The organism is Acinetobacter sp. F9, from assembly GCF_019195275.1.
GTDB lineage: Bacteria > Pseudomonadota > Gammaproteobacteria > Pseudomonadales > Moraxellaceae > Acinetobacter > Acinetobacter pseudolwoffii.
In genome coordinates this window covers 126,290-140,189 of the sequence record NZ_CP078068.1, presented here as the reverse complement: position 1 = coordinate 140,189, position 13,900 = coordinate 126,290, and the positions used below count along the sequence as shown (strand labels likewise).

At 43.7% G+C, this 13,900-nt stretch carries 11 protein-coding genes; 7 read left to right on the top strand and 4 right to left on the bottom strand.

Features of this window, described 5'->3' with window-relative positions:
- Window positions 1-61: 61 nt before the first annotated feature.
- A complete protein-coding gene (ahpC, locus tag KT990_RS00650) occupies window positions 62-625 on the bottom strand; it encodes an alkyl hydroperoxide reductase subunit C (protein ID WP_005097370.1) in 564 nt (187 codons plus the stop codon).
- A gap of 489 nt (window positions 626-1,114) precedes the next feature.
- Between ahpC and hrpA the strand changes: the two genes are divergently transcribed.
- From hrpA to KT990_RS00620, 6 genes are all read left to right on the top strand, one after another.
- Window positions 1,115-5,038: an ATP-dependent RNA helicase HrpA gene (hrpA, locus tag KT990_RS00645; protein WP_167381280.1), complete on the top strand. Its 3,924-nt coding sequence runs from the start codon at window positions 1,115-1,117 to the stop codon at window positions 5,036-5,038.
- A 30-nt stretch (window positions 5,039-5,068) separates the two neighbouring features.
- Window positions 5,069-6,178: a beta-ketoacyl-ACP synthase III gene (locus tag KT990_RS00640; RefSeq protein ID WP_005170328.1), complete on the top strand. Its 1,110-nt coding sequence runs from the start codon at window positions 5,069-5,071 to the stop codon at window positions 6,176-6,178.
- A gap of 26 nt (window positions 6,179-6,204) precedes the next feature.
- Window positions 6,205-6,981: a 1-acyl-sn-glycerol-3-phosphate acyltransferase gene (locus tag KT990_RS00635; protein WP_100355380.1), complete on the top strand. Its 777-nt coding sequence runs from the start codon at window positions 6,205-6,207 to the stop codon at window positions 6,979-6,981.
- Window positions 6,982-7,141: 160 nt separating this feature from the next.
- Window positions 7,142-9,148: a hypothetical protein gene (locus tag KT990_RS00630; RefSeq protein ID WP_218208953.1), complete on the top strand. Its 2,007-nt coding sequence runs from the start codon at window positions 7,142-7,144 to the stop codon at window positions 9,146-9,148.
- Between the two features lie 89 nt (window positions 9,149-9,237).
- Window positions 9,238-10,953, top strand: coding sequence for an AAA family ATPase (locus KT990_RS00625; RefSeq protein ID WP_005097360.1), 1,716 nt, complete (start codon window positions 9,238-9,240; stop codon window positions 10,951-10,953).
- A 30-nt stretch (window positions 10,954-10,983) separates the two neighbouring features.
- Complete coding sequence (locus KT990_RS00620) at window positions 10,984-11,310, top strand: gamma-glutamylcyclotransferase family protein (protein WP_005097359.1); 327 nt, start codon at window positions 10,984-10,986, stop codon at window positions 11,308-11,310.
- A gap of 297 nt (window positions 11,311-11,607) precedes the next feature.
- Here KT990_RS00620 and KT990_RS00615 read toward each other — a convergent pair whose 3' ends face one another.
- Entirely contained in the window at window positions 11,608-12,060 is a 453-nt protein-coding gene (locus KT990_RS00615) for a DUF441 domain-containing protein (RefSeq protein WP_005097358.1), read from the bottom strand.
- Between the two features lie 139 nt (window positions 12,061-12,199).
- On the opposite strand from KT990_RS00615, the gene KT990_RS00610 reads away from it, so the two are divergent.
- A complete protein-coding gene (locus KT990_RS00610; protein WP_005097357.1) occupies window positions 12,200-12,910 on the top strand; it encodes a pseudouridine synthase in 711 nt (236 codons plus the stop codon).
- Window positions 12,911-12,949: 39 nt separating this feature from the next.
- On the opposite strand, the gene KT990_RS00605 is transcribed toward KT990_RS00610, so the two are convergent.
- Both KT990_RS00605 and KT990_RS00600 read right to left on the bottom strand, forming a co-directional pair.
- Window positions 12,950-13,393 (bottom strand): GNAT family N-acetyltransferase, encoded by a 444-nt coding sequence (locus tag KT990_RS00605; RefSeq protein WP_005097355.1) that lies wholly within the window; start codon window positions 13,391-13,393, stop codon window positions 12,950-12,952.
- A gap of 97 nt (window positions 13,394-13,490) precedes the next feature.
- On the bottom strand, window positions 13,491-13,838 hold the full coding sequence (locus KT990_RS00600) for a type II toxin-antitoxin system RelB/DinJ family antitoxin (RefSeq protein ID WP_005097354.1): 348 nt from the start codon (window positions 13,836-13,838) through the stop codon (window positions 13,491-13,493).
- Between the last annotated feature and the right edge of the window lie 62 nt (window positions 13,839-13,900).

The window sequence follows — 13,900 nt, the reverse complement described above, 5'->3', positions numbered from 1 at the left end:
AAAGTTATAAAAAACCACGCTAAAGAGCGTGGTTTTTTGAGTCAGTTTAATCTAATTAAAATTAGATTTTACCCACTAGGTCGATTGAAGGAGCAAGAGTTGCATCGCCTTCTTTCCATTTAGCTGGGCAAACTTCGCCTGGGTGAGCATGTACATACTGAGCTGCTTTAACTTTACGAAGAAGTTCTTGAGCATCACGACCGATACCACCGGCGTTGATTTCAACGATTTGGATTTTACCTTCTGGATCGATGACGAAAGTACCACGATCAGCAAGGCCGTCAGCTTCGATTAATACGTCAAAGTTTTTAGCAAGCGTCCAGTTTGCATCACCAACCATTACATACTGGATTTTTTTGATTTCTTCTGAAGAATCGTGCCAAGCTTTGTGTGTGAAATGTGTGTCAGTAGAAACTGAGTAGATTTCAACGCCTAATTTTTGGAATTCAGCGTAGTTGTCAGCAAGGTCACCCAGTTCAGTTGGGCAAACGAAAGTGAAGTCAGCTGGGTAGAAGAATACTACAGACCATTTGCCTTTAAGGTCAGCTTCAGTTACTTCAATAAATTGGCCATTTTGGAATGCAGTTGCTTTAAATGGTTTAACTTCAGTATTAATTAAGCTCATCATTGTCTCCATGATTGAGGTTTGTTTTGAATTTCAATTAGCTTATAGAAATTTACTTTATTGGTGAAATGGTATTTTTACATTACAAAAATCGGAAAAACCGAATCATGTAAAAATTCTCCATTTTCACAAAATAGCTTTGTTCATTGAGCAGCATCAAGATGATGGCTTTATGACAAAATTATCTCTTTTTCCTCGTGCTAACAAACATGATGCTGAAACTGAAAAATTCAAGGGCAAATCAGGAAAAAAATCCTGTTTTCCTCAAAATACTCTCGATATCAATTTAAAAATTAGGTTTATGCTTAAACTTAATCATGTGGACAGGTGAGAGTAGCGGGGTAATTTGCTCGATTTACTACGCCGAATTAAGGGAAATGAGACGAGTAAAGCCAATTTGTCCGGCACTTAACAGAACTACGACTATCTGAAAGCTAATGAACCAAGTAAAATAAACTTTTCCGGTTTTTTGATGTGGGTGTTTTCTCTGTGCAGAGTCATTTAAATGTAGATCAATGGATAATGGCGCGTGACCGTCACCGTTTAAATCGACTGAAGAAGGGGAAAGATGCCAATGCCAAGCAGTATCAGGAACTATTTGAAAAATCCAATCTGAAAGTGCGGCAGCGGCTGGAACGTCTTCCAGACATCAAGCTGAATCAAGATTTGCCCGTTACCCAATACGCTGACAAGCTGATAGCCGCGATTCAAAAGCATCAGGTCATTATTGTGGCTGGCGAAACCGGTTCTGGTAAAACCACACAATTACCGCAAATTGCCATGCTGGCTGGACGCGGCCTGACTGGTCTGATTGGACATACCCAGCCACGCCGACTGGCGGCTCGAAGCGTATCACAGCGTATTGCTGAAGAAGTTGGCGAAAAACTCGGGGAATCAATTTCCTTTAAAGTGCGTTTTACTGAACAGGGTTCCCAAGATTCAATTGTACGCTTGATGACTGACGGTATTCTGCTTGCCGAACTGACGCATGACCGCTACCTAAGCAAATATGACACCATTATTATTGATGAAGCACATGAACGTTCGCTGAATATCGACTTCATTATGGGCTATCTGAAGCAGTTACTGCCGCGTCGTCCAGACCTGAAAGTCATCATTACGTCTGCCACACTGGATGTAAACCGTTTTAGTAATTACTTTAATGGTGCACCCATTTTTGAAGTAGAAGGCCGTAGTTTCCCGGTTGAACTGCGTTATCGCCCGATCTCGGAAATGAGCATTGGCGGCAGCGATGATGATGAATTTGATGACTTCGAAGAAAACTTGCCGCGTGCTGTGGTTAAAGCGGTAGAAGAATGTTTTCAGGATGCACAAGAAAAAGGCCATCCCGAACATGCCGATATCCTGATTTTTGCCAGTACAGAACAGGAAATTCGCGAGCTACAGGAAACCCTGATCAAGCATGGACCACGGCATACTGAAGTCTTAACCTTATTTGCCCGTTTAGCCTTGGCAGAGCAGCAAAAAATCTTTAATCCTTCCGGTGGTGGGCGACGTATTATTATTGCCACCAACGTCGCGGAAACAGCGTTGACTGTACCGAATATTCGTTATGTAATTGATAGTGGTTTTGCGCGTATTTCACGTTATAACTATCGTTCACGGGTGCAGCGCCTGCCGATTGAAGCCGTTTCTCAGGCTGCAGCCAATCAGCGTAAAGGTCGTTGTGGTCGTATTGCGCCCGGTGTTTGTATCCGCCTGTATTCAGAAGACGACTTTCTGAGCCGTCCGGAATTTACTGAACCTGAAATCAAGCGTACCAATCTGGCATCGGTGATTTTGCAGATGCAGAGTCTGGGTTTAGGCTCGCTGGAGGACTTTGATTTTATCGAACCACCGGATCACCGTCTGGTGAATGATGGCCGTAAGTTGCTGATTGAGTTGGGGGCAATGGCCGAGAAAAATTCTCCTAAAACTGAAGATGATCAAGCAAATCCCTCTAAATCTCCCTTTGAGAAAGGGAGACTTCAAAGCAGTGGATTAACCAAAATCGGTCAGCAAATGGCAAAAATGCCGATTGACCCACGTCTGGCCCGTATGATTTTGGGTGGCGCACATTTTGGTGTTTTAAACGAAGTCTTGATTATTGTTGCGGCGCTCGCGGTACAAGATCCGCGTGAACGTCCTGCAGACAAACAAATGCAGGCCGACCAGAAACATGCCTTGTTCCGTGAAGCTGATTCTGACTTTTTGTTCTATATAAAACTCTGGGAAACATTGCACGGCAATCGCGAAAGTATGAGTGAGAATAAACGCCGTACATTTGCGCGGAATCATTTCTTGAGCTGGCTGCGTTTACGTGAATGGAAAAAAACCCATGAACAACTGGTGGACTTGGCTCAAGGTCTAAAACTGTCATTTAATGACAAAGCTGCCAGTTATGAAAATCTGCATCGTGCATTACTCACCGGCTTATTGTCGTTTATTGCCAACAAGACCGATGAACGTAATGTGTTTATGGCGGTACGTCAGCAGAAAGCCCGGATTTTCCCGGCATCGACTTTGCATAAGAGCAATACGCCGTGGGTCATGGCTTTTGAGATGGTGGAAACCTCGCAAGTGTATTTACGCACTCTGGCCAAGATTGAACCGGAATGGATACTGCTAGCCGCCCGCGATCTGCTCAAGCATCATTATTTTGAACCGCACTGGTCGAAAAAAGCCGGTGTGGTGAACGCTTATGACCAGATTTCATTATTTGGTCTGATCATTGAGCCAAAACGAGCAATCAATTATGAAAAAGTCGATCAGGCTGCGGCGCATGAAATTTTCTTACGCGATGCTTTAACTACGGGTCATCTCGGTATTAGTCCGCCATTTTTAAAGCATAACTTGCTTAAACTGGAAGAAGTCGAACGGGTTGAGGATAAATTGCGTCGTCGTGATCTGGTGGTAGACGAAGAAACCATTTACCAGTTCTATGCATCTAAAGTGCCAGCTGAAGTGGCCAGCCGCCGTACTTTTGAAGATTGGCGGGCTACGGTTGAGCCTCAGCAGCCACGTTATTTATTTGTTGATGATGATGCATTATGGCTGAATGACCGTCCAACCACACAGCAATTTCCTGACTATTTACGTAATGGTGAACTTCGTCTGGCAGCGACCTATCGCTTTGACCCGAGTCATGATGAAGATGGCGCGACAGTTAAAATTCCACTGCAAGCCTTGGCTCAGGTAGATGAATCAATCTGGTCCTGGGGAATTCCAGGCTGGCGTCTGGACCTGATTGAAGCATTGCTAAAAGGCTTGCCGAAGGACAAGCGCCGTAATCTGGTGCCAATTCCAGATACTGCACGAAAACTCATGGCAAAAGTCGATGTACAGGATCTGCAGAAACATATCTTTGGTTTCCTGGCGTTCCAGTTACGTGGCGATCAAATCACTGAGAAAGATTTCAGCTTTGACCGGGTCGAACAGTATCTGTTACCGTTTATTAAAGTCACTGATGAAAAAGGTCGTGTCATTGAACAGGGTCGTGATTTGTCAGAGCTGAAAGCACGTTGCCGGGCTGAAACCCATAGTCCGGTCAAGCAGCTGAAAGGTGAATTTAAAACCTTCCCGGAAAGTTTTGTGTTTGAAGCCTCACAAAAAGTCACGGGTGTCGTGGTCAAGCAGTATCAGGCGCTGGTGCCGACCAAAGCCTTTGCTGCACTGGAGCAAAAAGATGAGTCGGGCGTGGTGATTCAGACCTTTAACGATCAGGCGGAAGCGATAAAAAAACATCGTGAAGGGGTGATCCGACTGGTGCATATGCAACTGGGAGACCTGATTCGCCAGTTAAAAAAACAGATCTCCAAACCTTTGGCACTGGCTTATTCGCCACTCGGTGACAAGGCCCAACTAGAACAAATGTTAGTTTATGCCACACTGCAAGTGTCCATGAATGAGCTACCTGTCAATGCGCAAGAGTTCCAAAAACTGGTTGAAGATGTAAAAAAATCTTTCTTAAGTCATGGGCAAGTTACCCTGAAAGAGATTACAGATATTTATATCCAGTGGCAGGAAATCCGCCGGAAATTATTGGTTTTAGACCATTCTGTGTTTGAGAAAAATATCAATGATATTGAAGATCAACTTGATTTAATGAGTCTTTCTGACTTTGTATATCGTAAACCATCCGATGTATGGATCGAATTTCCACGTTATTTGAAAGCCTTGATCTTGCGTTTAGACCGCTTGCCCAATAATCTACAAAGGGACAATTCCGCCATTGACCAAATTGATCAATGGATGGAAAAATTGTTCAAGTTTAAAGATGACCCTCGTCTGAAAGAATTGTACTTCATGGTCGAGGAGTTAAGAATCTCATTGTTTTCACAACCGATGAAAACAAAAGCACCCGTGTCTCCAACTCGCTTGCAAAAAGTATGGGATCGTCTTGGAATCAGTTAAGATATAGGTAATTCAGAGAAGGAGTTTTACATGGGCATCCGCATTACGGGTACTGGCTTGTTCCATCCGGAAAATGTCATCACCAATGAAGAATTAGTTGAAAGTTTAAATGCTTATGTGGAACTGTTTAATCACGAAAATGCGGACAAAATCGCTGCAGGCGAAATTGAAGCGCGTCGTGGTTCTAGTGCAGAATTTATTGAAAAGGCATCTGGTGTCCAACGCCGTTATGTTGCGGAAAAAAGCGGTATTCTAGATCCGAAACGTTTACGTCCGAATTTACCTGAACGTGCAGATGATGAAATTTCACTGCAAGCAGAATGGGGTGTAATCGCAGCCAAGCAGGCGATGGAAAATGCAGGCGTAACTGCTGAAGATATTGATATCGTGATTTTGTCATGCTCGAATTTGCAACGTGCTTATCCTGCCGTTGCCATCGAGATTCAAACCGCTTTAGGAATTAAAGGCTATGCCTATGACATGAATGTGGCCTGCTCGGCAGCAACATTTGGTCTGAAACAGGCCTATGATGCGATTAAGGCTGGTGCGCGTCGTGTGTTATTGGTTAATGTGGAAATTACCTCTGCACATACCGATTTTCGTTCACGTGACTGTCACTTTATTTTTGGTGATGTGGCAACCGCTTCAATTATTGAAAACACTGAAAGCAAAACCGGTTTTGAAATTCTGGATTCCGAGTTGTTCACCCAGTTCTCGAATAACATCCGCAATAACTTTGGTTTCTTGAATACCTCTGAAAATGCCGACATTGATGACAAGCGTTTCCGTCAGGATGGCCGTAAGGTCTTTAAAGAAGTCTGCCCACTGGTTGCGAAAATGATTACAGCGCAACTGGAGAAGAATCAGATTGCACCGACTGGCGTGAAACGCTTCTGGCTCCATCAAGCCAATGCCAGTATGAATGAACTGATCCTGAAACTGGTGGTTGGCAAAGAAAATGCCAAACCTGGTCTGGTGCCGATGATTCTGAACGAGTTTGCCAATACTTCTTCTGCAGGCGTGATCATTGCATTACACCGCACTGCCCATGAAGTGGAAGATGGTGAATACGGCGTACTTTGTTCATTCGGTGCTGGTTATTCAGTGGGTTCGATTCTGGTTCAAAAACGTGTGGCATGATCCGCAATAAATAGAGAGTAGACAGATTGCAGGCCAAGCATGACGGGCAGTGGATCAGGCGTTTAAGTGCCTTCTCCAAGTTATATTTTACCCCGACATTTTTAGGGGCTGAGTATATGGATGCCAGTCGACCTGCAATGTATGTCGGTAATCATTCCATGTATGGCATCTTTGATGCGCCGATGCTGATTGATTACCTCTACAACGAACATAAGGTGGCTGTGGTCAGTATTGCAGATCATAGCCATTTTTATGTGCCGCTGTGGCGTGAAGCCGTGAAAAAGTTTGGTGCCATTGATGGAACACAAGCCTATGTGCGTGCTGCAATGCAGCAAGGCTATTCCATTCTGGTCTTTCCGGGTGGCGGTCGTGAAGTGCTCAAACGTCAGGGTGAGCAGTATCAGCTGATCTGGAAGCAGCGTTACGGCTTTTTAAAGCTGGCGCAAGAATTCAACTATGATCTTGTCCCTTTTGCCGCTCTCGGTGCGGATGAGGTCTATGAGATTGGCTTTAATGCCAATAAGATTATCCAGCATAAGTATTTTCAAACACTACTTAAAATACCACAACTCAATAAATTACTACGTCAGGGCGATGTGATTCCTTCTCTGCCCAAACACCTGTTGCCAAAACGCTTGCCCTTTTATTTTCAGTTTATGCCACGACTATCGATTGCTCAGGTGCAGACGCAAGAAGAGCTGGTTGAGTTTCGGCATAGCTTGCAACAGCATATTTATACGGGGTTGGCAGCGCTCACTGTGCAGCGTCAGCAAGACCAGCAGGCAACCGAATCCTCGTTGTAAATCCAAGTTGTGACATATTGAGATGCGCTATATTTAGAAGTCATCCTGCAGTGCTGTTTTATTGTGCGAGTACTGCCATAATGTATGGTCAAATAGTCACTGATCGATGATCGAGGGCTCAACATGATTCAATATAAAAATAAAATAAATAGGTGCGTATATGGAACAGGGTGGTTGGGTAGCGCCGTTAAAATTGCTGGCACAACAATGTTTGCGGATTTCTCCGGAGTTGAACCAGCTTTATCTGGATCAGATGGCGATGATTGGTCATCTGACTGCACAAAATCTATTAAAAATTCAGCAGGGTCAATACCGGATTGAATTGCTGGACGGGTTGTTCTATATCCAGTTTTATACTGCATATGCACTGGACTCCGGAACTGCACCCGTTTTGGTCGAGAGTCATTTTTATTTTCAACAATACAAAGCAGAAGCGCTAGAAGAATTTTTTTTACAGGATATCTATTTCCTGACTGGGGACTTGAAACCGCAGCATTCGCTGTATTTACGTGACAAAGCCAAGCAATTACGCAAACTGATTCTGAACCAGGTCTATGAAGCGGTAAATGGCCCAGCACGGGTATTGGCATTCCTGCGACAGATGTCGGTGGTTCAGGCTGAGATTATTGATCATCATTTAATAGAGGCCGGGTTGTATACAACACCAGTCATGCAAAACGTTGTTCTGGACGAACAGGATATTCCCCCGCAAATTCTTGAAAGCTTGCAACAGGCTTTTTCTTTGGCATTTCTACAGCAGGATGAGTTCCTGTCCATCCAGTCCTTAATGGACACTCTGGATGAATTCTGTTTTAGTGCCGCACAGTTTTTGCATCCGGCGACGTTTCGGATTATGTCCTTGTCTTTTGAAGAGCGTTTTAATTTACATGAACTGAATGATCACAGCGATGATATTCGGCTGTTGTATCGACATGCCGAGGAGCAGAGCCACCTGCTCGGTTTTGTCCGTTTGATGAACCGTGAGGTCTGGCATCGCGATGACTTATTAGCCAAACGAAATTTTCTGGAAAATCATCCCTATTTATGGCAAAAAAAGGTGGCCCGATTACCACTATTTGACTGTCATCGTGCAGTGAACTGGATTTTCAGGCAACCAGCCGAAGTACTGGACTGGATCAGTAGCAATATTCAGCACAGCAGCGTGCGGGTGGCAGTGACGGCCTTAAGTTTTGTAGACAGCCATCATATTCATCCGCAGATTATTCTGGCGACCTTACAATATTTTCAATATGTCTCAGCGCTACTGTTTATTCATAGCATGCATGAATATGCAATCCAGCATGACTGGTTTCAACATCAGCATAATCAGGCGGTGGTCTTAAAAGGCACACGCCAATCGATGGATGATCAGCGGATTGCCATCACTCCCTCGATTCTGTATCTGGACGAATGGATAGAACTGCTGCGTAACGTGGTCAAAATGGATGATCAGATCACCAAGAAAGTCTATTTGCAACTGAGCCGGGTGATGCAGGCATATATGCAGCATCTATATAAAATTACCACACATCTTCCAGAAGAAGTCTTGACCTATATTCAGCCTCAAAGCCAGCAGAATCGGGATTTCTATCATGTGTTGCAGCGCTATCGGATTCCTTTTGTCGAATTTAGACAGCTGTTTTATTTACACAGTGGACATGTGCGTGAGTCTGTATTTGACAGTTATGTGCGTGACTATCTGGTGGAATATTTTTCCAGTCATAACGAGATTCCGAAAAACCTCAGCTGGAGTGGATTATTCGCTCAGGCCGTGATCTGGCATGATCAGATTCAGAAGCAGGAAATGATGGCCAAGCTGAAAAAAGAGTTTGCGCTCGTAACTTGGTCACCTTTGACGCAGGCCTCATTTTTATTATATTTCAACTGGCGTTTTGAGGAGCTTAAAAATCTGGATCGTATTCTGGAAGAATCCAAGGTTTTCAGGAACTGTCTGGCTGCCAGTTATGCCCAGCAGATTATTGAAGGGCAATATGTGGCCTTTCGCATGTCGCATCCGGATGTGCGTTTACCTTTAATTCTGGGCTGTCGAATCGTCAATGGGCAAGTGATCTTCGATCAGTTGGAATATCCGAACAATCAAAAGGCAGAAGCTGAATATAGCAATATCGCGATGCATTTTATCAACTGGCTCAACTTGCAGGCTTAAGTGCAAGATTAAGTGGTTTTCCGCCATGACGCTTAACTTTTCTGCCAAAAATCGTTAGGCTATAGCCGTTCTTTCACGGTATTGCTCTTATGAAACAGGAAACTGCCCTTAAGTTACTCAAAGCAGGAGAAAATGTCTTTTTAACCGGTTCTGCGGGTGCAGGAAAAACCTATACGCTGAATCAATATATTAATTATTTAAAAGCGCGTAAAGTCGCCGTCGCGATTACGGCATCGACCGGTATTGCAGCCACGCATATGAATGGTATGACCATTCACACCTGGGCCGGCATTGGGATTAAAGACTTTTTGTCCGAAGATGACTTAAAGCGCATGAAAGAGCGTAAATACTTAAAAGAACATCTGGAAAATGCCCAAGTTCTGATTATTGATGAAATTTCCATGCTGCATGCCAAGCAGCTGAATCTGGTCAATCAGGTGCTGAAATATTTTAAGGACAGTGATGAAGCCTTTGGCGGTATTCAGGTAATTGTGGCCGGGGATTTTTTCCAGTTGCCGCCAGTCGGTAAGAATGACGAGCGTAATCGCGATAAATTCTGCTTTATGTCGGAAGCCTGGGTAGAAGCCAAGTTTCGGGTCTGTTATCTGACCGAGCAGCATCGTCAGGGCAATGATTATCTGAATGACATCCTGAATGCGATCCGTGCGCAGGCGATTAGCCATGAACATCGCACGGCTTTACAGGCAACCCGACATCAAGAAATCGGCGATACCTATACGCGTCTGTATACCCATAATATGGATGTGGATAGTCTTAACTTTAAACATCTGAATGAAATTGACAATGATCCGCGCCAGTTTGATGCCCAGTGTGATGGCAATGAAAAGCTGATTGAAACTTTAAAATCTTCAGTACGTGCACCAGAAGCCTTAACCTTGAAAAAGCATGCCAAAGTCATGTTTGTAAAAAATAACTTTGATATGGGCTATATCAACGGCAGTCTGGGTGAAGTGATCAGTTTTGAAGAAGACGATGAATATGGTGTGCTGCCCAAAGTAAAACTGACCGATGGCACGACCTTGGTGGTGGAGCCGGAAACCTGGTCGGTAGACAATGAAGCTGGTAAGACTATTGCCAGTTTCCAGCAAATTCCTTTACGCTTGGCCTGGGCGATTACTATTCATAAATCTCAAGGGATGACCTTGGAAGCAGCAGAAATTGATCTGAGTCATACTTTCGAGAAAGGTCAAGGTTATGTGGCGTTGTCACGGTTGAAAAGCTTAAATGGCTTACGTTTAAAAGGCTTTAATGAACAGGCTTTGGAACTTGACAGTTTAGCGATTAAAGCTGATCGCCGTTTTCAGGAACTTTCTGATGAAGCCGAAGCGAATTTTGAAAATGTCGATTTGACTGCGCAGCATAAAGCCTTTATCCGTCACTGCGGTGGCACATTGAATGAAGCAGAAATCCAGCGCAATGAAAAGAAAATTTCCAAGAGTGGCACGAAGCAGAGTTATGCCACTGCCACACTGGATGAAACCCGAGCACTGTTTGAAGAAGGCTATGAAGTTGCGGATATCGCGACTGAACGTGGTCTGACGCCAGCGACAATCATTAATCATCTAGGCCGTTTACACAAAGAGCAGGGACTGGATATTTCGGTGGCTCATCCGGGTGAGGAAGTGGTGGAGCAGGTGCGTAAAATTTATAAACGCTTAACCAAACGTCAAAGTGCTGAGCATTTTAATGATGATGGCTCGATTAAGTTGCGCCCGATTGTAGAACTTACCACGCCTAAAATGGCCTATGACCAAGTCCGTCTGGCACTATTATTTGTAGAGTAATCACCGAAATGATCCTTCAGAGCTTTTAAGATGCATAGTTTATTCGTATACGGCACGCTTCGTCCGCAGCAACCCAATGCCCATGTCATGGAGCGGATTGGGGGAAGCTGGAAAGCCGCTTATATCCGTGGGCATTTGCAACAGCGTGGCTGGGGGGCTGAATTTGGTAGCCCGGGCATTCAGCTCAGTGATTCGGGCGAGACTGTTCAGGGTTATGTATTTATATCTGAGCATCTTCCCCAATATTGGGAAGAGCTGGATGCGTTTGAAGGTGATGAATATCAACGGATTCCGGTTAAAGTATATTTGGAAAACGGCGAGATGATAGAAAGTTTGGTTTATGCCTTAAAAGATTAGGCTCGGATTTGTCATGCAGTAAATTTCAAATTTTTATCAGGTCACAGCTTGTTAAAGATCATTCTATTTTTTTGTATCGCTTTTATTTTAGCTTGGAAAGCTTACAACCAAGATGAATCTTCCGTTGATCTGATGACATATCCTGAGCAAGCTTGAAACACTGCTTTAAAGCTTGGTGCAAGGTAATCAATAGATGACCTGCATATTATAGGTCATGTGATGTATTTTTGTTATAGGTCATGTGATGTGTTTTTGAGAAATCTTTGCATACTGGTGATGCGTGCTGATGATTTGAATCTATTGTGTACCAATCAATAAAGATAAAATCCCGGCTGCAATCAGCGGCCCAACAGGTACGCCGCGTAACACCGCCACACCTGCTACAGTACCAATCAATAAGCCCGCGACAATATCCGGTTGATTCGACATCAGTTTCACACCGCGGCCACCGAGCCAAGCCACAAAAACACCAATGGCAATGGCCAGTAAAGATTTCCAGCTGAGAAATGACTTGAGAATACTTTCTCCGGCAATTTTGCCACTCGCAATCGGTGCCAATACCCCGATGGTTAAAATAATAATTCCAATATTCAAACCATGTTGTTGTACATAAGGCAACAGGTCGTGTAGCGGGGTAATTTTAAGAACAATCAGTACCGCTGCAGCAATGGTGACAGCACTATTGTGACTGAATATCCCACAGGCCAGTAATACCAAAAGAACCATCAAATTTAAATCGAGTTGTGACATGGGCGGGAGAGGAAACATGGAAAATGCCACCATTGTAGAGCGTTTCAGCTGGTGATACGAAGAAAATAAGCGAAGCAATCAATTTAGGTGTGTTTCAGGATAGAATGCACAACTCTTCACGCGATACAGGTTTAAGCAGATGCTATTGGAAAAAATGTTGCAGTCACAAGGTTTCGGCTCCCGCAAGCATTGTCAGCAACTGATTAAAAATGGTGCTGTTTCCATCCAGAATGAAGTGATTGATCATCCCAAACATAAACTGGATTTGAATGATTTAGACTTCGAGGTCTATGGCAAGGCCCATCGCTATCGAGAGAAAGTCTATATCGCTTTAAACAAACCGCAGGACTATGAGTGTTCGCATCAGGCCACGCATCATTTTAGTGTGTTTGATCTGTTTGATGAGATGCTGCTGAATCGTGGCATTCAATGCGTGGGTCGTCTGGATCAGGACACCACCGGACTGTTATTGCTGACTGATGATGGCCAGTTTCTGCAAGCATTAACACATCCGAAAAAACATGTGGCCAAAGTTTATCAAATGCAAACGGCAGATCCAGTCACTGATGCTCAGCTACAGCAACTGGAACAAGGCGTTGAGCTACGCAATGAAAAAGGTATTTTTGCAGCCACTGAAGTGATACGTCTGTCTGAAAGCCGTCTGCAAATGAGCATTCATCAAGGGGTATATCATCAGGTGAAACGCATGCTGGCAGCCGTCGGAAATAAAGTCGAGCAATTGCATCGTGCTCAAATTGGTGCTTTGGCTCTGCCTGAGCTGGCTGAAGGAGAATGGATCTATTTAAATGCAGAACAGGTGGCTTTGGCAAAATTCCGTTCAGAAGAATAATTGAGTTATTCTTCTCAAGTTTATTTGAACGATCAGATTTTATCTCAGGAAACAATGATAGGTCTGAAACTCATTATCCTTAATAAATCCCATAGATTCATACAATTCATGCGATTGGTAATTGTTCTTTTGGGTTTCCAGGGTAATTCTTAAGGCCTGTTCATGTTTGGCAAATAAAATTGCGGTATCAATCAGTTGTCTGGCTGCACCCTGACGCCGAAATATCGGGGTGATATAGACATCATCCAGAATATAATAGGTCGAGCAGGCCACCGAAGAAAAACCCAGATACAGGATAATAAAGCCGGTAAAAGTATCATCTTTGGTATTAATGAAAATGACGGTCTGTCCATCTTCAAAACGTTGTTTTAAAAATTGGTAGGAGAGTTCGGGGTTAGAGGAGGTGCCATAAAATTGTCGATATTCATCGAATAATATCGCAAGCTGATTCAGGTCTGCTGATTGAGCGCGTCGTACGAGCATTGCATCCTCCATGCTAATTTTTTATTCATTATCAGCATCAAGCATAGCGAAGTTTGTCAGTGGCCGGCTTTAGAAATTGTTCGGAAATGCAACAATGTTAAATTTTGTCGCTTTCACCTAAAATGGCATTCAGTTCTTCAAATAAATCCAGATGATCATCATCGAGCTGGATTTCCTGATCATCCAGAGAATTGAGTGTTGAATTTGGCAAGCTGCTTTGCCCATTCTGGATCTCATTTTGCTTCAGTTTGCGCAGTCGGATCAGTTGTTCCAGATTAATATTCTGGTTTTCAATCGAGAAGGGGATCGATTTGGTAATCACCACCTGTTTGAAAAAAAGACGCACGGCCTGAGCTGGCGTAATCCCCAATTGCTTAAATACCGCAAAGGCTTGTTTCTTCTCTTGCGAGTCCAAGCGAATTTGATAAACTTCAGTTTTTCTCATAATATTTTTAAAGCTTTAAATTACTTAACTTTTCGCCTTTATTCTAATCAATTACGTTTGAA

Bases quoted from the DNA above. Each gene is read 5' to 3' on its own strand.
- KT990_RS00640 (WP_005170328.1), top strand. From the start codon at position 5,069: ATGGGCATCCGCATTACGGGTACTGGCTTGTTCCATCCGGAAAATGTC.
- KT990_RS00605 (WP_005097355.1), bottom strand. From the start codon at position 13,393: ATGCTCGTACGACGCGCTCAATCAGCAGACCTGAATCAGCTTGCGATA.
- KT990_RS00625 (WP_005097360.1), top strand. From the start codon at position 9,238: ATGAAACAGGAAACTGCCCTTAAGTTACTCAAAGCAGGAGAAAATGTC.
- KT990_RS00630 (WP_218208953.1), top strand. From the start codon at position 7,142: ATGGAACAGGGTGGTTGGGTAGCGCCGTTAAAATTGCTGGCACAACAA.
- KT990_RS00615 (WP_005097358.1), bottom strand. From the start codon at position 12,060: ATGTCACAACTCGATTTAAATTTGATGGTTCTTTTGGTATTACTGGCC.
- KT990_RS00620 (WP_005097359.1), top strand. From the start codon at position 10,984: ATGCATAGTTTATTCGTATACGGCACGCTTCGTCCGCAGCAACCCAAT.
- KT990_RS00600 (WP_005097354.1), bottom strand. From the start codon at position 13,838: ATGAGAAAAACTGAAGTTTATCAAATTCGCTTGGACTCGCAAGAGAAG.
- ahpC (WP_005097370.1), bottom strand. From the start codon at position 625: ATGAGCTTAATTAATACTGAAGTTAAACCATTTAAAGCAACTGCATTC.
- KT990_RS00610 (WP_005097357.1), top strand. From the start codon at position 12,200: ATGCTATTGGAAAAAATGTTGCAGTCACAAGGTTTCGGCTCCCGCAAG.